Here is an 18,415-nt window from a genome sequence, read left to right on the forward strand (position 1 = left end):
GCCCGCCGATGCCGCGCGTACGCTTTCCAACCGTGCAGAAGGTGCTAAGACTCGACCTGGTCAGTCACGGCATGACCGAGGCGATGCGCAAGGCACGATTCCCGGTCGACGAACCGCTCACCGAAGCCGGACGCCGGGCCGCCTCCACCTGCGGACGCCTCAATACCGCCCGGGTGCTGACCGCACCGGAGCGCCGCACCGTCGAAACGGCCGCCCTGATGGGTCTGCTGGGGGCCGAGGACGACCGACTACGCGACCTGGACGCGGGTGCGTGGCGCGGTGGCGAACTCATGACGGTGCCCAAGGAGGACCTCTACGCCTGGCTGACCGACCCCACCTTCAAGGGACACGGGGGCGAGTCCGTGGTGGACGTGATCGAGCGCACGGCCCAGTGGCTGGCCGATGTCGCCGCCGACGGGGAGCCGACCATCGCCATCACCCATCCCGCCGTCATCCGGTGCGCGCTGCTGGTGGCGCTGGACGCGCCCGCGAAATCGTTCTGGCGCATCGACATTCCGCCGGTGAGCATTACCCGGCTGCACTATCGAGGCGAGTGGACCCTGCACTTCCGGGCGTGACCGCACTCCCGGGCGTGACCGCGCCGGGTGTGATCATGGACCGCACCGCGTCGGTGATCAGCCGCGCCGACAGGCTCGGGTCGATGGCCCGCTGGATCCCCAGCCCGAGGCCCAGGCTCAGCACCGCGGTGGCGGCGTCCTCCGGCGGCATGGGCAGCGCGATGCCCAGCGAACCCGCCAGGCTCTGCAATTGCGCGGCGACGGTGCCGCGAATCAGCGACAGATTGGACACCAGCGCGGCCTGCAGTGCCGGATCGTCGCGCGCCACGATGGCGAACTCGAATTCCAGCATGGTCCAGCCGACATCGCCGAGGGTGCGCTCGGCCCAGTCCTGGAAGGCCGCCATGCGCTCGTCGAATGCCTCGTGGGCGGCCAGCAGCGCGCTCACCTCGCCGAATTTGGTCTCGTGAATGAGTTCGAGCACCTCCAGGCACAGCTGGGATTTGGTGCGGAAGTTCGAGTACACCGCGCCCTTGGAGTACCCGGCCTCCTCGGCGACCCGCTCCAGGCTGGTCCTGGCGTAGCCGTCGGTGAGGAAGAGGTCACGCGCGGTGGCCAGCACGTCCGCGCGGGTGCGGGCCTGGCTTTCGGACCGGGTGAGACGGGGCATGCGTCGATTCTATGTACCGTCGGATTTGGGATACCGCCGGTATCCGAGAACTGCTAGTGTTCGAAACCATGAGTAACAGCAACGGGTCACAGCGACGTGGCCTGGCCATCGGCTGTGGCGGCACGCTCGGCGCGGCCTGGATCGTCGCCGCCCTGGCCGCGGCGCGCGACGTACTGGACTGGGATCCGCGCACGGCGGACGTCATGATCGGCACCTCCGCGGGGGCCGAGACGGTCACCCTGCTCGGCAGTGGCGTCTCGGTGGACGAACTGGTCGCCATGCAGCGGGGGACCTCGAGCGATCCGGTGCTGAGCGCGCATATGCGTGCGGGACCGGGCCGGTTCCCGCCGCTGCCGCGTCCGCGTCTCGGTGCGCCCGCGGGCACGCTGCGGGCCGTGCGCGGCGGTCGGCTCTCCGGCGGCCAGCGCCTGCTGACCGCCGCCAGCGGACTGCTGCCCGTCGGCGGCGGCGATCCGGGCTGGTTGCAGCGTCTCGCCGACCGGCTGCGGCCCGACGGCGGCTGGCTGCCGCATCCGGCGGCCAGGCTGGTGGCCATGGACTATGCCACCGGCGAGCGGGTGGCCTTCGGCGCGCCCGGCGCACCGGAGGCGAATCTCGGTGCGGCCCTGCGTGCCTCGTGGGCGGTGCCGGGCTGGTTCCCGCCGGTGCCCATCGCCGGACGCCGCTTCGTCGACGGCGGCGCGGCCTCCACCGCCTCGGTGGACCTGCTCATACCCGATCGACTCGACGAGATCGTGGTGCTCACCCCCATGGCCTCCGACACACCGGTGCCCGCCACCGGCCCCGGCCACTTCCTCGAACGTCAACTGCGCCAGCGGATGAGCGCGCGGCTCGACGACGAGATCGCGCGGGTGCGCGCCACCGGCGCCAAGGTGCTGCGGATCGGAGCCGTCGCCGAGGATCTGGCGGTCATGGGGCCGAACTTCATGGACGGCCGCCGCCGCCCGGAGACCTTCGAACACAGTCTGGTCAGCACCCGCAAGGCGATGGAGCGGGCGGAATTCGCGTGAGAGGTCGAGCGCGGGGCGGCGGACCGGAGGCGATCCGGTCGACGGATCGCCGGTCGAGGGCAGTAGGGCGGCCGATGAAGCACTCGATCGCGAGGAAAGGGAACAGCATGAGCATCTTCGGAAACGGCTATCCGGCAATCGATCCGGCAGGGGCTCGGGTCCTGGTCACCGGGGCCGGGCGGGGGATCGGCCGGTGCACGGCCGAACTGTTCGCGGGCAAAGGGGCGCGGGTCGCCATTGCCGATGTCGACACCGCCGCCGCCGAGGCCACCGCGGCGGCCCTGGGGGTCAAGGCATTCGAGCTCGATGTGCGCGACCGCGCGCAGTGGGACCGGGTGGTCGCCGAATTCGGCCGCGTCGACATCCTGGTGAACAATGCCGGCGTCATGCCCGCCGGGGCCTTCCTGGACGAGCCGGACGCGGTGGGCCGCACCACCATGGACGTGAACGTCTGGGGGCTGATCCACGGCATGCGCGCCGTCGCGCCTGGCATGATCGACCGCGGCGTCGGCCACATCGTGAACGTCGCCTCGCTGGCGGGCAAGATCCCGCTGCCCGGCCTGGCCGTCTACAACGCCAGCAAGTTCGCCGCCGTCGGCCTCTCCGCCGCCACCCGGCTGGAGTTCGCCGAGCACGGCGTGAGCGTCAGCTGCGTCATGCCCTCCGCCGTCCGCACCCGCCTGTCCTCGGGATTGACGCTGGGACACGGCCTTCCGACCGTGGATCCGGAGGACGTGGCCGCCGCCGTCGTCCAGACCGTTCGCACCCGCAAGGCGGAGGTGGCGGTCCCCAACTACCTCGGGCCGGTGGATGTGGCCCTGGCCGCCGCCCCCGAATCGGCGGTCCGGCTGGTCCGCCGCCTGTTCGGCGGCGACCGCGCCCTGCACCCCGCCGACACCGCCACCCGCGAGCGCTACGAGGCGCAGATCCGCGCCATCACCACCGAGGACGCGGACTGACCCGTGCCGCGTCGCGTCCACCGCCGTCGGTCGGCGACTACTCGAACCGGATGCCCTGCGCCAGTGGCAGTTCCGTCGAGTAGTTGACGGTGTTGGTGGCCCGGCGCATATACGCCTTCCAGGAGTCCGACCCGGATTCGCGGCCGCCGCCGGTCTCCTTCTCCCCGCCGAAGGCTCCGCCGATCTCCGCGCCCGAGGTGCCGATATTGACATTGGCGATACCGCAGTCGGACCCGTCGGCGGCCAGGAAGCGTTCCGCCTCGCGCTGGTCGCGGGTGAAGATCGCGGACGAAAGGCCCTGCGGCACACCGTTGTGCAGGTCGATGGCGGTGTCCAGGTCGTGGTAGGTGAGCGCGTAGAGGATGGGGGCGAAGGTCTCCTCGCGCACCACCGCGGTCTGGGCGGGCATGCGCACCAGCGCGGGGCGCACGTAGAAGGCGTCCTCGCCGAAACCCTCCACGCGCTCACCGCCGCAGACCAGTTCACCGCCGTCCTCGAGCGCGCGTTGCAGCGCCGCCTGCATGCCGAGGTAGCCCGCACTGTTGACGAGCGGACCCACCAGCACCCCATCGTCGAGCGGATTGCCCACGCGCAGTTGCCGATACGCGGCCGATACCCGGTCCAGCAGCGGACCGATCACGTCCGCGTGCACGATGAGCCGCCGCAGCGTGGTGCAGCGCTGTCCGGCGGTTCCGGCGGCGGCGAAGACGATGGCCCGCGCGGCCAGATCCAGATCCGCCGACGGCGTCAGCACCGCGGCGTTGTTGCCGCCGAGTTCCAGCAGGCAGCGGCCGAATCGGGCCGCCACCCGCGGGGCCACCGTGCGGCCCATGCGCACCGACCCGGTGGCGCTCACCAGCGCGACCCGCGAGTCGTCGACCAGCTGCTCGCCCACCTCGGCCGAGCCCTGAATCAGTTGGTGCACTTCGGGATCCGCACCCGCCTCGACCGCCGCGCGGCGCAGCAGGGTATGGCAGGCCAGCGCGGTCAGCGGCGTGGTCTCCGACGGCTTCCACACCACGGTGTCACCGCAGACCAGCGCCAGCGCCGTATTCCAGGCCCACACCGCCACGGGGAAGTTGAAGGCCGAGATCACCCCGACCACCCCGAGCGGATGCCAGGTCTCCATCAGCCGGTGCCCCGGCCGCTCGGACGGCATGGTGCGCCCGTACAGCTGCCGCGACTGGCCGATGGCGAATTCGCAGATGTCGATCATCTCCTGCACCTCGCCGCGTGCCTCGGCCGGGATCTTGCCCGCCTCCAGCGTCACGAGTTCGCCGAGTTCCTCCTGGTGCTCGCCCAGCAGGGCCGCGAGCCGCCGCACCACCGCGGCGCGCACCGGCGCGGGCACGGTGCGCCAGTCGCGGAAGGCCGCTGCCGCCCGCTCCAGCGCCGCGTCCACCTCCGCCCGGGAACTCGGTCGCAGGCTGGCCAATTCACCGCCGGTGATGGGGGTGCGGGCCGGTAGCGGACCCGGTTCCGGCAGGGTAACGCCGAGCCGCTGCAACAGCGCCTCGGCACGGTTCCTCAGCTCGCGAGTATTCCGCTCGGTCAATGCCTGGGTCATCTGCACCTCCTGGGTTCCCACCACCGAGTTCGGTTCGCCGCGTTAGTCTTCGCTGATGGCGGATACACCGGCGAAACCCGTACTCGACGATATCGATCGGCTGCTGATACGCGAACTGATTGCCGACGGTCGCGCCACCCTGTCCAACCTTGCCGAGAAGGCGAACCTCTCGGTTTCCGCCGTGCAGTCTCGGGTGCGGCGGTTGGAGGCGCGTGGTGTGATTCGCGGCTACACGGCGAACGTGGATCCCGAGGCGTTGGGTCAGATGCTGTCGGCATTCGTCGCGATCACTCCTCTCGACCCCTCGCAGCCCGATGACGCGCCCGCTCTCCTGCAACATGTACCCGGAATCGAGGCATGTCATTCGGTGGCGGGCGAGGAGAGCTACATGCTGTTGGTCCGGGTGGCATCCCCCCGGCACCTGGAGCAGCTGTTGCAAGAGATCCGTGCGACCGCCAACGTCAGGACACGAAGCACCATCATTCTGCAGACATTCTATGACAAGTAGCCTTGGATCGTAATTATTTCGTTGTTTACGGGTCTCGCCGTTAATTTTCCTTTACAGTGGTGGCGTGACCCTCGAATTCGATCGGCTCGGGGCGGTTGCCGAAACGACACTGGTCACCCCCGCCCGGGTGCACGAAATCCTCTCCGCTTCCATCCTCGCGGACGGTTTCGACATGGTCCTGGACCTGCGGAAATCCCGCGGTCCCCGTTTGGTCGACGCCCGTACCGGTGACGTCTACCTCGACATGTTCGGGTTCTTCGCCTCCAACGCGCTGGGGATGAATCACCCCGCGCTGGCCGACGATCGCGCCTTCCGCGCGAGCCTGTCGGACGCGGCGATCAACAAGCCCAGCAACTCCGATATCTACACCGTCGAGATGGCCCGCTTCGTGGAGACTTTCACGCGGGTGCTCGGCGACCCCCGGCTACCGCACCTGTTCTTCATCGACGGTGGCGGCCTCGCGGTGGAGAACGCCCTCAAGACGGCCTTCGACTGGAAGAGCCGTCACAATGAAATGCACGGTCGCCCAGCGGAACTCGGCACCAAGGTGCTGCATCTGACCGGAGCCTTCCACGGCCGCACCGGCTACACCATGTCGCTCACCAACACCGATCCGGTGAAGACGGCACGGTTCCCCAAGTTCGACTGGCCGCGCATCGAGACCCCGTACCTGGCCTCCGGTCGCGATCTGGAGGCCGCCGAGCGTCGCGCGCTGGACCAGGCCATCCGCGCCTTCACCGCGCATCCGCACGATATCGCCTGCTTCATCGCCGAACCCATCCAGGGCGAGGGCGGCGACCGGCATATGCGGCCGGAATTCCTGCGCACCATGCAGGATCTGTGCCACGACAACGACGCGTTGTTCATCCTCGACGAGGTGCAGACCGGCGTCGGCATGACCGGCAGCCTGTGGGCCTATCAGCAGCTCGGACTGGAACCGGATGTGGTGGCCTTCGGCAAGAAGACCCAGGTGTGCGGGATCATGGCGGGCGGCCGGGTGGACGACGTGCCCGACAACGTCTTCCGGGTGAGCTCGCGGCTCAACTCCACCTGGGGCGGCAACCTCACCGACATGGTGCGGTCGCGGCGGATTCTCGAGGTCATCGCGCGCGACGGGTTGGTCACGGCCGCAAAGGAACTGGGTGAGCATCTGCTGGAGCGGCTGACCACCCTGGCGGTCGACCACGCCGCGGTGAGCGATCCGCGCGGGCGCGGTCTCATGTGCGCCGTCACCCTGGAGTCGGCGGGTCTGCGTGACGAGGTGCTGACGCGCTTGCGGGAGGAGGAGCGGGTGCTGATCCTCGGCACCGGCGAGCGCGGCATCCGGTTCCGGCCGCCGCTCACCGTCACCGTCGCCGAACTCGACGAGGCGGTGGACGCCCTGGATCGCGTATTGACCCGCTAGCGCTCGCGCCCCGACAGGCCGGTGTCGACCGACATTCGAACCGGCCTGTCGCGCTGCGCGCGGAAACCCCTGTTCGACACCGATGTCGGCCGCTGTTCCGGATGCGGAACAACGGGAGTTGGCGGCTGTCGGGAATCGCCGACCGACAGCGAATTCACCCGTTCCGACCAGCCATTTTCTACTGGCGGGTAGCCAATAGCGATACCGGTGAGTAGCACCCGGCGGATTACGAAGGGGGCCTGGTACTGGTTACACTCGCGGCCATGACGAGTGTCCAGCAGCAGCCTTCGCCGGGGTCGGCGGGCGCCCCAGATATCCACACCACCGCCGGCAAGTTGGCTGACCTGCGCAGTCGCCTCGACGAAGCCAAGCACCCGGTGGGTGAGGCCGTGGTCGACAAGGTGCACGCCAAGGGCAAGATGACCGCGCGCGAGCGCATTCTCGCCCTGCTGGACGAGGGCTCGTTCGTCGAACTCGACGCGCTGGCCCGGCACCGCAGCGTGAACTTCGGCCTGGAGAACAACCGCCCCCTCGGCGACGGCGTGGTCACCGGCTACGGCACCGTCGACGGCCGCGACGTCTGCATCTTCTCCCAGGACGTCACCGTGTTCGGCGGCTCCCTCGGCGAGGTGTACGGCGAGAAGATCGTCAAGGTCATGGATCTGGCGCTCAAGACCGGCCGCCCGCTGGTCGGCATCAACGAGGGCGCGGGCGCGCGCATCCAGGAGGGCGTCGTCTCCCTGGGCCTCTACGGCGAGATCTTCCACCGCAATATCCAGGCGTCCGGCGTGATCCCGCAGATCTCGCTCATCATGGGCCCGGCCGCCGGTGGGCACGTGTACTCGCCCGCGCTGACCGACTTCGTCGTCATGGTCGACCAGACCTCGCAGATGTTCGTGACCGGTCCGGACGTCATCAAGACCGTCACCGGCGAAGAGGTCACCATGGAGGAACTGGGCGGCGCCCACACCCACATGGTCAAGTCCGGTGTCGCCCACTACGTCGCCTCCGGCGAGCAGGACGCGCTCGACTACGTCAAGGACCTGCTGTCCTACCTGCCGAGCAACAATCGGGCCGAGGCCCCGCGCTTCCCGGCGTCGGACCCCATCGAGGGCGCGATCGAGGATTCCCTCACCGAGGAGGATCTCGAGCTCGACACCATCATCCCGGACTCGCCGAACCAGCCCTACGACATGCACGAGGTCATTCGCTGCCTGGTCGACGACGACGAGTTCCTGGAGGTGCAGGCCGAGCGCGCGATGAACATCATCGTCGGCTTCGCCCGCATCGACGGCCGCAGCATCGGCATCGTGGCCAACCAGCCCACCCAGTTCGCGGGCTGCCTGGATATCGACGCCTCGGAGAAGGCCGCTCGCTTCGTGCGCACCTGCGACGCCTTCAATATCCCGATCATCACACTGGTCGACGTGCCGGGCTTCCTGCCGGGCACCGGCCAGGAGTTCAACGGCATCATCCGCCGCGGCGCCAAGCTGCTCTACGCCTACGGTGAGGCCACTGTGGGCAAGATCACAATTATCACCCGCAAGGCATACGGTGGCGCCTACGACGTCATGGGTTCCAAGCACATGGGAGCCGATGTGAATCTGGCGTGGCCGACGGCGCAGATCGCTGTCATGGGCGCGTCGGGTGCGGTGGGCTTCGTCTACCGCAAGCAGTTGCAGCAGGCCGCCGCGGAGGGCGCCGACGTCGACGCGCTGCGCCTGGAGCTGCAGAACGAGTACGAAGACACCCTGGTCAACCCGTATGTGGCGGCCGAGCGCGGCTACGTGGACGCGGTCATCCCGCCGTCGCACACCCGCGGTCAGATCGTCTCCGCCCTGCGCCTGCTCGAACGCAAGATGGTGACCCTGCCGCCGAAGAAGCACGGCAACATTCCGCTGTGATGCGGCGATAAGCGCGGTATGGGGCGCACACTTGGATGTGTACGCACGTGCAATTCCATACCGCGCACCATCGCCCCATCCGAGTGAAAATGGTTATGGCCAAACCCTCGCCGCCGAGGGTTGGAACGAATACCGTTTGCGGACCGGATTCGATCCGGACGCGAACCAGCCGCGACGAGCGGCGAACGGACAGGAGGACTGGCGCTGTGACGACCATGGCAGATGAAGAGGTTTTACGCGCCGCCGAACTGGATCTGGCGGTCGACGAGTTCGTCGAGGTGGTCGACGCGCCCGTCATCGACGCCGAACCGGCCCACGCGGGTCCGGTGGTTCAGGTGCTGAAGGGCAATCCGACCGACGACGAACTGGCCGCCCTGGTGGCCGTTCTCACCGCGGCCGCGGCGAACGCCGCCGCCGCTCCGGTCGCCACCGGTCCGACCGATATGTGGGGCCGTCCGACCCTGCTGCACCGCGGCACGTCACCATTCTCGCCCTACGCGTTCCCGGCGCTGTCCCACCTGCGGGGCTGATCGGATCGGCCGGATGCGACGGCTTCCGCGCGACCACGCGCGGCGCCGAACGCGCCTGCTGCGATACTGAGCGCCGTGACCGTTTTCGTACTGGCCTCCGCGTCCCCGGCCCGGCTCGGCGTACTGCGTAACGCGGGCATCGAGCCCGTGGTCCGGGTGTCGAACGTCGACGAGGACGCGGTCGCCGCCGCACTGCCCGACAGCGCCACCCCGGAACGGGTGGTGGTCGAACTGGCGCGGGCCAAGGCGCGCGCCGTAGCCGCCACGCTCGACCCCGTCGCCTTCGCCGATTCCGTTGTGGTGGGTTGCGATTCGATGCTGCTGATCGACGGCGAGCTACAGGGCAAGCCGATGACCGTCGAGGTGGCGCGGGCGCGCTGGGCCGAGATGGCCGGGCGCGCCGCGGATCTGCTCACCGGGCACTGCGTGCTGCGCCTGCGTGCCGGTGAGATCGTCGCCGAGTCCGCCGATTGCAGCGGCACCACAGTGCATTTCGCCAAACCCGAACCCGAGGCGCTGGAGGCGTATCTGGCGTCGGGGGAGCCGTTGCAGGTGGCCGGAGCGTTCACCCTGGACGGTCGGGGCGGCTGGTTCGTGGAACGGATCGAGGGTGATCCGTCCAGCGTCATCGGTATCGGGCTACCGCTGGTTCGTCGACTGCTTGCCGAGGTGGGGGTCGGTATTGCGGAGCTGTGGGTCGGTCCCGCGGAGCTGGGGATCGACACTGCGTAACTGCGGCGCCACCCGGCCGGTGGCCGGGGCCAGGCGCGGCTCCACCCCGTCGACGTCCTTCGTCGGCTCCTCCGCGGCGGCGGCCGGAACGGGTTCGGCCGCAGGGGGTTTCAGCAGCTCCAGGCGTGCCACGCAGAGCTCGGGCTCCACGAACGGGTGCAGCCGCACCTGCACGTGGTCGCGAGCGCCGTTGCGGTCCAGTACTTCACGCATGAGACCCAGGTGCACGCCGCACACCACTTCCGAATGCGTGCGCGCGAGCTCGCGCAGCGGGCAGGCGGTGAGCCGGACCATGGCCTGTTCGTCGGTCTCGCTGCTCGGATCGCGTTCGGGTGCGAAACCGAGTTCGGAGGCGAGGGTGATGGTGAGGTCCTTGGCGTCGTCGAGGGTTTCGACGGGCTGATCGACCGACTCCATTTTCGCGCCCCACACCCGGCCCGCCGCCACGGCGGCGTCGGAGCGCCGCCGGGGATCGGTGCCCAGCTGATCGGCCAGTACCTGCGCGAGTTCCTGGTAACCCACCGATCGCTGTACGGCGGCGTAACCGATGCGCGGGCGTCCGCGGCCGCGCGGCGGCTGCTGGAATTGGCGTACGAGCGACTCGCGGGTGAGCACGTCCAAGTGGAAACGAACCGTAGTCACATGCTGGCCGGTGACTCGGGCGAGTTCCTGTGCGTCGAGAGGCTCGCTGGCGCCACGTAGGATCGCGAGCAGACGCCGTCGTGGCCAAGAATCGGACATAGCTCACCCCTCCTCCCAGGAGACTTTATCGGATGAAGCTGCGCTTTATTCGCTCAATCATCTGATTCGTGATCTGAAACGAGTTTCGTTACCGCTACCCGCTTACGATCGGTGCAGAGATCTTCAACCGCCACAACTTACCCACCGAGCGTGAAGGACCGACACCTTGCCCGTCGCCGCGGACCCGAATCCCTCGTTCGGCACATACGCATATCCTCACCGACTAGTAACCACAGAATGGCTGTCGGCAAACATCGGCGCGCCGGGACTCAAGATCATCGAGACCAATGAGGACATCCTCCTGTACGACATCGGTCACGTCCCGGGCGCCATCAAGATCGATTGGCGAACCGAGCTCGTCGACCCGCTCACCCGGGATGTCGTGAACGCGGAACGGTTCGCCGAACTCATGCGCATCAAGGGCATCGAACGCGACGACACCGTGGTCGTGTACGGGGACAAGGGCAACGGCACGGCGGCGGCCACGGTCTGGACCATGCACCTGTACGGGCATCGGGATGTGCGACTGCTCGACGGCGGCCGCGACGCCTGGATCTCCGAGGCGCGCGAGACCACCTTCGAGGTGCCCTTCGCCGGGGCGGGCGATTACCCGAAGGTGGACCGCGACGACCGCACGGCGCGGGCGTTCCGCGAGGACGTGGTGGACCAACTGGGTCGATCGCTGGTGGATGTGCGGCCGCTGGCCGAGTACACGGGCGAGCACACCCTGCTCACCGACCACGAACTGGAACGCGCGCTGCGCGGCGGACACATCCCCACGGCGGTCAATATCCCGTGGACGACCGCAGTCGGCCCCGATTCGCGCTTCCGGCCCCGGGCCGAACTCGAGGTCGTCTACGGTGCGGTCGGCACGGCGCCGATCGTCTACGGCCGGGTGGGCGAGCGGTCCGCGCACACCTGGTTCGTGCTCACCTTCCTGCTCGGTATCGAGGGGGTGCGTAACTATGACGGCTCCTGGACCGAATGGGGTAATGCGGTCGGAATGCCGATCGTCATGGGAGCCGAGCCCGGTGCCGCACCCGAGATCGCCGCGCGCAGGTAGCGCGCACGGCGTTGTAGAGTGTCGCATCGGCCACTCTTCGGGCCTACTCCTCGGTAGCCCTATCCCGACTCGGTGGTTGTTGGCAGACTGCCTACACTGCCCAAGACGAAAGATTTCTCCAGCACAGGAGGCTCAGTGCCCAACCATGCCAACGCGCAGATCACGAAGGTCCTCGTAGCCAATCGAGGCGAGATCGCCGTGCGCGTGATCCGGGCTGCCAAGGACGCGGGGATCGCCAGCGTCGCCGTGTACGCCGAGCCGGACGCCGACGCGCCGTTCGTGAAGCTCGCCGACGAGGCATTCGCACTGGGTGGTCAGACCTCGGCCGAGTCGTACCTGGTGTTCGACAAGATCCTCGATGCCGCCGCCAAGTCCGGCGCCGACGCGATCCACCCCGGCTACGGCTTCCTGTCGGAGAACGCCGATTTCGCCCAGGCCGTGCTCGACGCCGGCCTCATCTGGATCGGACCCTCCCCGCAGTCCATTCGCGATCTGGGCGACAAGGTCACCGCGCGGCACATCGCCGAGCGCGCGCAGGCCCCCATGGCCGCGGGCACCAAGGACCCCGTCAAGGACGCGCAGGAAGTCGTCGCGTTCGCCGAGCAGTACGGCGTTCCGGTGGCCATCAAGGCCGCCTTCGGCGGTGGCGGCCGCGGCATGAAGGTCGCGCACACCATCGAGGAGATCCCGGAGCTGTTCGACTCCGCCGTGCGCGAGGCCACCGCCGCCTTCGGCCGCGGTGAGTGCTTCGTGGAGCAGTACCTGGACAAGGCCCGCCACGTCGAGGCCCAGGTCATCGCCGACAAGCACGGCAACGTGGTGGTCGCGGGCACCCGCGACTGCTCGCTGCAGCGCCGCTTCCAGAAGCTGGTCGAGGAGGCCCCCGCGCCGTTCCTCTCCGACGAGGTGCGCGCCCAGATCCACGAGTCCGCCAAGCGGATCTGCAAGGAGGCCGGGTACTACGGCGCCGGCACCGTGGAGTACCTGGTGCAGGGCGAGACCGTGTCCTTCCTCGAGGTGAACACCCGCCTCCAGGTCGAGCACCCGGTCACCGAGGAGACCGCGGGCATCGACCTGGTGCGCCAGCAGTTCCGCATCGCCGAGGGCCACGAGCTGTCCATCAAGGAGGATCCGACCCCGCGCGGACACTCCTTCGAATTCCGCATCAACGGCGAGGACGCGGGCCGCAACTTCCTGCCCGCCCCCGGCCCGGTCACCGTGTACAAGGAGCCGACCGGCCCCGGCGTGCGGATGGATTCCGGCGTGGTCGAGGGCAGCGTCATCGGCGGCCAGTTCGACTCCATGCTCGCCAAGCTCATCGTCACCGGCGAGAACCGCGAGCAGGCATTGCAGCGCGCCCGCCGCGCCCTGGCCGAATACCAGGTCGAGGGCCTGGCCACCGTCATCCCGTTCCACCGCCACATCGTGGAGAACCCGGCCTTCGTCGGCGACGGCACCAAGTTCGACGTCTACACCAAGTGGATCGAGAACGAGTGGGACAACCCCATCGAGCCCTACACCGGCGGCCAGCCCATCGAGGCGGACGACGAGGAGCCCCGGCAGAAGGTGGTCGTCGAGGTCGGCGGCCGTCGTCTGGAGGTGTCGCTGCCCGGTCAGTTCACCGTCGGCGCGGCCGCGACCGGTGGCGGCGGCAACGGCGCGGGCGTCATCCGCAAGAAGCCGAAGCCGCGCAAGCGTGGCGGGGCCGGTGGCGGGGCCGCCTCCGGTGACGCCGTGACCGCGCCCATGCAGGGCACCGTGGTCAAGGTCGCCGTCGAGGAGGGCCAGTCGGTCGAGGCCGGTGACCTGGTGGTGGTGCTCGAGGCCATGAAGATGGAGAACCCGGTGACCGCGCACAAGGCCGGTGTCATCACCGGTCTGGCGGTGGAGGCCGGTGCGGCCATCACCCAGGGCACCGTGCTCGCCGAGATCAAGTGAACTCGCGCCGGATACCGTGGTCCGGCAAGTGATTCGGCCGATGGGCCGCTCACCGTGGTGAGCGGCCCATCGGCTGTTCGGCCGGGTGTCCCGGACCGGCCGGGGGTACGCGTCGGCACGGGCGGCGGTCTACGCGTCGCGGCGGACGTACCGGCCGAACGAGCGCGCTATCGTCGAGATATGGCTGAACCTCCCGACATTCGAATCGGCACCGCGGAGCGCGAGGAAGCCATGAAACGGTTGTCGGACCACTTCGCCGCCGGGCGGTTGAGCGTGGCCGAATTCGACGAGCGCAGTGCGATCGTGGCGGCGGCGGTGACGCGGGGCGATGTCGAGCAGGTGTTCACGGATCTGCCCGCGCCGGTGTCGCTGGAGAAGCCGGTACCGGCCGAACGCGGATTCCGGTTGCCCGCGGGGGTTGCGCAGCGGGCGATGCCGGTGGTCACGATTCTCGCGCTGATCCTGTTTCTCGTGACCCAGCAGTGGTGGTTCTTCCTCGCCATTCCGCTGGCGGGTGCGCTGCTGTTCGGGGATCGTCGCGGACATCGGAACGGGCACGGGCACGGTCGCTGGCACTGACGACGGAAGGCTGTATGGAACCCATCGAGATCAACGCGGGCGGCTGGTATCTGCGCGCCCTGCGCGCCGATGAGCGCATCGACGACCGGCCCGCGCTGGCCGATGGCGGCATCACCGACCCGGACTACGTGGTGCGGCGGGCGCTGGAATGGGACGACGAGACGCACTTCTCCTGGGCGGTGTGCGTGCCCACCACCGCCGAGATGGTCGCCGAGATCGGCGCGACGCCCGAGGGCGACGGCACCGCCGTCATCTCCGGCTGGGCCCGCGACGGCTACGACACCGCCCTCGCCGACGGCCGCACCGCGGTCCGGCGATTCGTGCAGGGCGCTCTCGGCCTCGAACCCCGCGACGTCCCCGTCGACCGCTGACGAGTCGGGCCCGGACGCTTTCCGATAGTCGAAAATCCCTACTCCACCTGCGTATTCACCCATCCGGACGAGAATATTCGCTCGTGCGCGGCCCCACCGCGGTGAGACTCTCGAATCACCACCCGATGTCGAGCCGAGCGGAGACGCACATGTGGGGCTGGAGCGAACACCACGCCGAACGCGCGGCCGCGGCGAGCTGGACGAGCCGGCGGACCCGCACACCGAAACCGACCGTCACCGATCCCGAACTCTGGATCGAACCGCGGCGCACCGAGTCCGCGCCCGCCGAAGGCCACCGTGCCCGGCCGGACCTCACCGGCGAGCCCAGCGGCCGGGGTGCGGTCGGCCGTGAGTCGAACGGTCACCGTTCCCCGGCGCGCGCGACCCCTGCTGCGGGTGGTGCGGCCGTCGATGCGTCGGCGGCATTCGGCCCGCGCTCCGCGTCGGCGACCAGATGTGGTCGACGGGTGGTTCTCGAGCGCGCGCCGGTGATCCGGCGCGGCTGACCGAGGCGGTGGCGCGGTGGCGGTGGGGGAGTAGCGTGCCGGGCATGGACAGGGCGCCTTTGGATGTGGAGCGGCTGCGGCGGGAGATCGCCGGGGCGGCGGAGTTGCAGTTCTTCACCGGGGTCGAGGTGGTGGAGTCGACCGGCTCGACCAATGCGGATCTGGTCGCGCGGGCGGCGGACCCGGGGGTGGACCGGGTGGTATTGCTCGCGGAGGCACAGGAGCGGGGGCGCGGGCGGCACGAGCGGGCGTGGGTGAGTCCGGCGCGGGCGCAGATCGCCATGTCGATCCTGGTGCGGTTGCCGGGGATCGATCCGGAGGTGCTGGGCTGGCTGCCGTTGCTGACCGGGATGGCGGTGGTGGATGCCGTGCGCGAGGTCGCGGGTGTCGACGCCGCGCTGAAGTGGCCGAACGACGTGCTGGTCGACGGGCGCAAGCTGTCCGGCATTCTGGCCGAGGTGGCGGCGAGCGCGCCCGATCCCGCCGTGGTGATGGGCATCGGCCTGAACGTGAGTCTCGCCGAGGCCGAACTCCCGGTGCCGCACGCCACCTCGCTGGGGCTGCTGGGCGCGGCCGACACCGACCGCACCGACCTGGCCCTGGCCATCCTCGGCGAATTCGCCCGCCGCTTCACCGCCTGGCGCGCCGCGAACTGGTCGGTCACCGACCTCGCCGCCGCCTACCGTCGGCACTGCGCCACCCTGGGCGCGCAGGTTCGCGCCGAACTCCCCAACGGACAGGTGCTCACCGGCACCGCCACCGATATCGACGACCACGGCCGCCTGCTCATCGATGATCGGGCCGTCACCGCGGGCGACGTCACCCACTTGCGCCCCGCCTGATTCACCGCCCCCCCGTCGATGCGGCCGGTCTCGATGGACAGCCGCCCCTCCGGCTCCCCGAAGGTGTGCGGCCGCGCCACGTGCGGCCCGGGCGGGCGGGCCGCGGCGCGGGCCTCGCGTTCGAAGCGCCGCCGACGGGAGGGTCGGCGGCGAGGCACCGGAAACGCTCAGGCGGGTTGCAGTTGGCCGCGTGCCGCCTCGCGCGCGAGCAGCCGGTCGCGCTGCTCCTCGAACTTGAGCACATCGGCCTCCATCTTCTCCAGCCAGCTGCCGAGCTGTTCGCGCGCCTGTTCGCCGCGCGTCCCGAAGTCGTTGCGCTCGAAGATGTTCCACTGCTTCAGCACCGGCTTGACCACTTCGTCGAGGTGTTGGCGCAGATCGTAGATGCCGTGCTTGGCCATGAGCACGCCGTTGCGCCGGAAGTTGGGCATGCCGTAGCCGGGCATCACGAAGTTGGTGAGCACCTTGGTGATCGCCGTGATGGCCTGATCCGGCACCAGATCCAGTCCGGCCCCGCACAGGATGCGATAGAAGATCATGTGCAGGTTCTCGTCGGCCGCGATGCGCTGCAGCATGCGGTCGGCGACGGGGTCCTCGCACACCCGGCCGGTATTGCGGTGCGAGACGCGGGTGGCCAGCTCCTGGAAGGTCACATAGGCGACATTGTCGAGGAAGCCGCCCCATTCGGCGGGTGACTTGGCCCCGTTGGTCATGTGCACCATGCGCGCCTGCTCCAGCGCGACCGGATCGACGCCGCGGGTGACCACCAGGTAGTCGCGGATCACGATGCCGTGGCGGTTCTCCTCGGCGGTCCACCGCCCGACCCAGGTGCCCCAGGCGCCGTCCATGGAGAAGTTCTCGGAGATCTCCCGGTGGTAGGAGGGCAGATTGTCCTCGGTGAGCAGGTTGGTGACCATGGCGACCTTGGCGACCTCGCTGAGCTTGGACTGCTCCGGATCCCAGTCCACACCGCCCATGGCGGCGAAGTTGCGCCCCTCGTCCCAAGGCACGTAGTCGTGGGGGTGCCAGTCCTTCGCCATCGACAGATGCCGGTTCAGGTTCTGTTCGGCGACCGGTTCGAGCGCTATGAGTATTTCGAGCTGGGTCAGATCCTTGGTCACACACGCCTCCTGTGTCTTGCGGGGTGGAGCAGGACTGTGCACATGCGCGGGACTAGCTGATGGTTCCCCCTACAGCCGAACGATTGTGCCGCAGAACAACGTCCCGCGTGCGGTATTCGAAGCATCCTTCCGGGGTAATCTGCCGGTATGGCTTACCCGGAGGAAGCGCTGGCGCCGGACGAACAGCTGCTGCTGCATCGGCATCCGCACTGGAAAATGCTGTTCCTACCCGCAGTGGCTTTCATCTTCGTGACGGCGCTGGCCGGTTTCGGCTTCGGCCTGGCCTCGCGCGCTCCACTGGGGATTCTGCGCACCGGGTTCATGATCGCGGTGCCGGTGGCGTGGGCGCTGCTGGTGATCTGGTGGTGCATCGTCCCCCTGATCGCTTGGCGAACCACGCATTTCATCGTCACCGATCGCCGGGTTCTGGTCCGGGAGGGCGTGCTCACCCACACCGGCATCGACATCCCGATGACGCGTATCTCGAGTGTGCAGTTCAGTCACGGCCTGACCGACCGGCTGCTGGGGGCGGGCACCCTGACCATCACCTCGGCCTCGGAGGAGCCGCTCGAGTTCACCGACATCCCGCGGGTGCAGCAGGTGCACGGGCTGGTGTATCACCAGGTTTTCGATGTGGTGCAACAGGACCCGCGCAACGGCAACGGTCGTTAGCGCGTTCGGCGCGGTTCTACCCGTAGTCTTGGTCCGTGACCGCCGTACTGCTGGCCGAAGACGACGAGGCCATCGCCGCACCGCTGTCGCGGGCGCTGGGGCGTGAGGGTTATTCGGTGACCGTGGAGAGCTTCGGCCCCGCGGTCCTGCAGCGTGCCCTGGAGGGCGAGCACGACCTGTTGATCCTCGATCTCGGGTTACCCGGTATGGACGGCCTCGAGGTGTGTCGGCAGGTGCGGGCGCGCGGCGCGGATCTGGCGGTGCTCATGCTCACCGCCCGCACCGACGAGGTCGATTTCGTGGTGGGCCTGGACGCGGGCGCCGACGACTACGTGGGCAAGCCCTTCCGGCTGGCCGAACTCCTGGCCCGGGTGCGGGCGCTGTTGCGCCGCAGCGGAATCGGGGACGAGGCGGTGGAGGTGGGCGGCATCCGGCTGGAGCCCGCCGCGCGCCGGGTGCTGGTGAACGGGGTGGAGGTGAATCTCGCGAACAAGGAGTACGAGCTGCTCAAGGTGCTGATCGACCGAGCCGGGCAGGTGGTGCCGCGCGAGACAATCCTGCGCGAGGTGTGGGGTGACGCGGATCTGCGCGGGTCCAAGACCCTGGACATGCACATGTCGTGGCTGCGCCGCAAGATCGGCGACGAGGGGCCGGTGGCCGAACGCCGAATCGTGACGGTGCGCGGCGTAGGCTTCCGCTTCAATACCGACTAGGTGAACAGCCTGGTTCGTGCGCAGGCGCGCACCACCGAGCAGCCC

General features: G+C 69.0%; 20 protein-coding genes. 16 read left to right on the top strand and 4 right to left on the bottom strand.

Annotated elements, in window-relative coordinates; all coding sequences use genetic code 11:
* The first annotated feature begins 32 nt into the window (after nt 1-32).
* Entirely contained in the window at nt 33-578 is a 546-nt protein-coding gene (locus tag QMO76_RS07990) for a histidine phosphatase family protein (protein WP_306360537.1), read from the top strand.
* Here QMO76_RS07990 and QMO76_RS07995 read toward each other — a convergent pair.
* Entirely contained in the window at nt 529-1,188 is a 660-nt protein-coding gene (locus QMO76_RS07995; RefSeq protein WP_306360538.1) for a TetR/AcrR family transcriptional regulator, read from the bottom strand. The genes QMO76_RS07990 and QMO76_RS07995 overlap by 50 nt on opposite strands.
* 68 nt (nt 1,189-1,256) lie before the next feature.
* On the opposite strand from QMO76_RS07995, the gene QMO76_RS08000 reads away from it, so the two are divergent.
* Together QMO76_RS08000 and QMO76_RS08005 are read left to right on the top strand one after the other, a co-directional pair.
* On the top strand, nt 1,257-2,219 hold the full coding sequence (locus QMO76_RS08000) for a patatin-like phospholipase family protein (protein WP_306360539.1): 963 nt from the start codon (nt 1,257-1,259) through the stop codon (nt 2,217-2,219).
* Nucleotides 2,220-2,326: 107 nt separating this feature from the next.
* Entirely contained in the window at nt 2,327-3,178 is an 852-nt protein-coding gene (locus QMO76_RS08005; protein ID WP_306360540.1) for an SDR family oxidoreductase, read from the top strand.
* Between the two features lie 37 nt (nt 3,179-3,215).
* On the opposite strand, the gene QMO76_RS08010 is transcribed toward QMO76_RS08005, so the two are convergent.
* Nucleotides 3,216-4,745: an aldehyde dehydrogenase family protein gene (locus tag QMO76_RS08010; protein ID WP_306360541.1), complete on the bottom strand. Its 1,530-nt coding sequence runs from the start codon at nt 4,743-4,745 to the stop codon at nt 3,216-3,218.
* Nucleotides 4,746-4,800: 55 nt separating this feature from the next.
* Between QMO76_RS08010 and QMO76_RS08015 the strand changes: the two genes are divergently transcribed.
* The 5 genes from QMO76_RS08015 to QMO76_RS08035 all read left to right on the top strand — a co-directional run bounded on the left by QMO76_RS08015 (nt 4,801) and on the right by QMO76_RS08035 (nt 9,824).
* Nucleotides 4,801-5,253, top strand: a complete 453-nt coding sequence (locus tag QMO76_RS08015) for an Lrp/AsnC family transcriptional regulator (RefSeq protein WP_029925658.1) — start codon at nt 4,801-4,803, stop codon at nt 5,251-5,253.
* A gap of 64 nt (nt 5,254-5,317) precedes the next feature.
* Nucleotides 5,318-6,658, top strand: a complete 1,341-nt coding sequence (gene lat / locus QMO76_RS08020) for an L-lysine 6-transaminase (RefSeq protein WP_306360542.1) — start codon at nt 5,318-5,320, stop codon at nt 6,656-6,658.
* Nucleotides 6,659-6,921: 263 nt separating this feature from the next.
* The gene (locus QMO76_RS08025) at nt 6,922-8,562 is read left to right on the top strand and encodes an acyl-CoA carboxylase subunit beta (protein ID WP_306360543.1); all 1,641 of its coding nucleotides are present in this window, start codon (nt 6,922-6,924) and stop codon (nt 8,560-8,562) included.
* A 215-nt stretch (nt 8,563-8,777) separates the two neighbouring features.
* Nucleotides 8,778-9,092 carry an acyl-CoA carboxylase subunit epsilon gene (locus QMO76_RS08030; RefSeq protein WP_306360647.1) on the top strand — a complete coding sequence of 105 codons (315 nt, stop codon included), beginning with the start codon at nt 8,778-8,780 and terminating at the stop codon, nt 9,090-9,092.
* 75 nt (nt 9,093-9,167) lie between these two features.
* The gene (locus QMO76_RS08035; RefSeq protein ID WP_306360544.1) at nt 9,168-9,824 is read left to right on the top strand and encodes a nucleoside triphosphate pyrophosphatase; all 657 of its coding nucleotides are present in this window, start codon (nt 9,168-9,170) and stop codon (nt 9,822-9,824) included.
* Here QMO76_RS08035 and QMO76_RS08040 read toward each other — a convergent pair.
* A complete protein-coding gene (locus QMO76_RS08040) occupies nt 9,732-10,466 on the bottom strand; it encodes a metalloregulator ArsR/SmtB family transcription factor (RefSeq protein WP_306360545.1) in 735 nt (244 codons plus the stop codon). The genes QMO76_RS08035 and QMO76_RS08040 overlap by 93 nt on opposite strands.
* 265 nt (nt 10,467-10,731) lie before the next feature.
* Here QMO76_RS08040 and QMO76_RS08045 point away from each other — a divergent pair, with 265 nt between their 5' ends.
* The 6 genes from QMO76_RS08045 (at nt 10,732) to QMO76_RS08070 (ending at nt 15,864) form a co-directional block, all read left to right on the top strand.
* The gene (locus QMO76_RS08045; RefSeq protein WP_306360546.1) at nt 10,732-11,628 is read left to right on the top strand and encodes a sulfurtransferase; all 897 of its coding nucleotides are present in this window, start codon (nt 10,732-10,734) and stop codon (nt 11,626-11,628) included.
* A 135-nt stretch (nt 11,629-11,763) separates the two neighbouring features.
* A complete protein-coding gene (locus tag QMO76_RS08050) occupies nt 11,764-13,566 on the top strand; it encodes an acetyl/propionyl/methylcrotonyl-CoA carboxylase subunit alpha (protein ID WP_306360547.1) in 1,803 nt (600 codons plus the stop codon).
* A 180-nt stretch (nt 13,567-13,746) separates the two neighbouring features.
* The gene (locus QMO76_RS08055) at nt 13,747-14,145 is read left to right on the top strand and encodes a DUF1707 domain-containing protein (protein WP_306360549.1); all 399 of its coding nucleotides are present in this window, start codon (nt 13,747-13,749) and stop codon (nt 14,143-14,145) included.
* A gap of 14 nt (nt 14,146-14,159) precedes the next feature.
* Complete coding sequence (locus QMO76_RS08060; protein ID WP_195145233.1) at nt 14,160-14,516, top strand: hypothetical protein; 357 nt, start codon at nt 14,160-14,162, stop codon at nt 14,514-14,516.
* A 125-nt stretch (nt 14,517-14,641) separates the two neighbouring features.
* Complete coding sequence (locus QMO76_RS08065; protein WP_306360550.1) at nt 14,642-15,022, top strand: hypothetical protein; 381 nt, start codon at nt 14,642-14,644, stop codon at nt 15,020-15,022.
* A 44-nt stretch (nt 15,023-15,066) separates the two neighbouring features.
* The gene (locus tag QMO76_RS08070) at nt 15,067-15,864 is read left to right on the top strand and encodes a biotin--[acetyl-CoA-carboxylase] ligase (protein ID WP_306360551.1); all 798 of its coding nucleotides are present in this window, start codon (nt 15,067-15,069) and stop codon (nt 15,862-15,864) included.
* 167 nt (nt 15,865-16,031) lie between these two features.
* On the opposite strand, the gene QMO76_RS08075 is transcribed toward QMO76_RS08070, so the two are convergent.
* Complete coding sequence (locus tag QMO76_RS08075) at nt 16,032-16,985, bottom strand: acyl-ACP desaturase (RefSeq protein ID WP_306360552.1); 954 nt, start codon at nt 16,983-16,985, stop codon at nt 16,032-16,034.
* A 147-nt stretch (nt 16,986-17,132) separates the two neighbouring features.
* Between QMO76_RS08075 and QMO76_RS08080 the strand changes: the two genes are divergently transcribed.
* Together QMO76_RS08080 and QMO76_RS08085 are read left to right on the top strand one after the other, a co-directional pair.
* Nucleotides 17,133-17,657 carry a PH domain-containing protein gene (locus QMO76_RS08080; protein WP_306360553.1) on the top strand — a complete coding sequence of 175 codons (525 nt, stop codon included), beginning with the start codon at nt 17,133-17,135 and terminating at the stop codon, nt 17,655-17,657.
* Between the two features lie 35 nt (nt 17,658-17,692).
* Nucleotides 17,693-18,370: a response regulator transcription factor gene (locus QMO76_RS08085; protein ID WP_029925688.1), complete on the top strand. Its 678-nt coding sequence runs from the start codon at nt 17,693-17,695 to the stop codon at nt 18,368-18,370.
* The last annotated feature ends 45 nt before the right edge of the window (nt 18,371-18,415 follow it).

The sequence above is a fragment of the Nocardia sp. CC227C genome, from assembly GCF_030767025.1.
In the GTDB taxonomy this organism is placed as follows: Bacteria; Actinomycetota; Actinomycetes; order Mycobacteriales; family Mycobacteriaceae; genus Nocardia.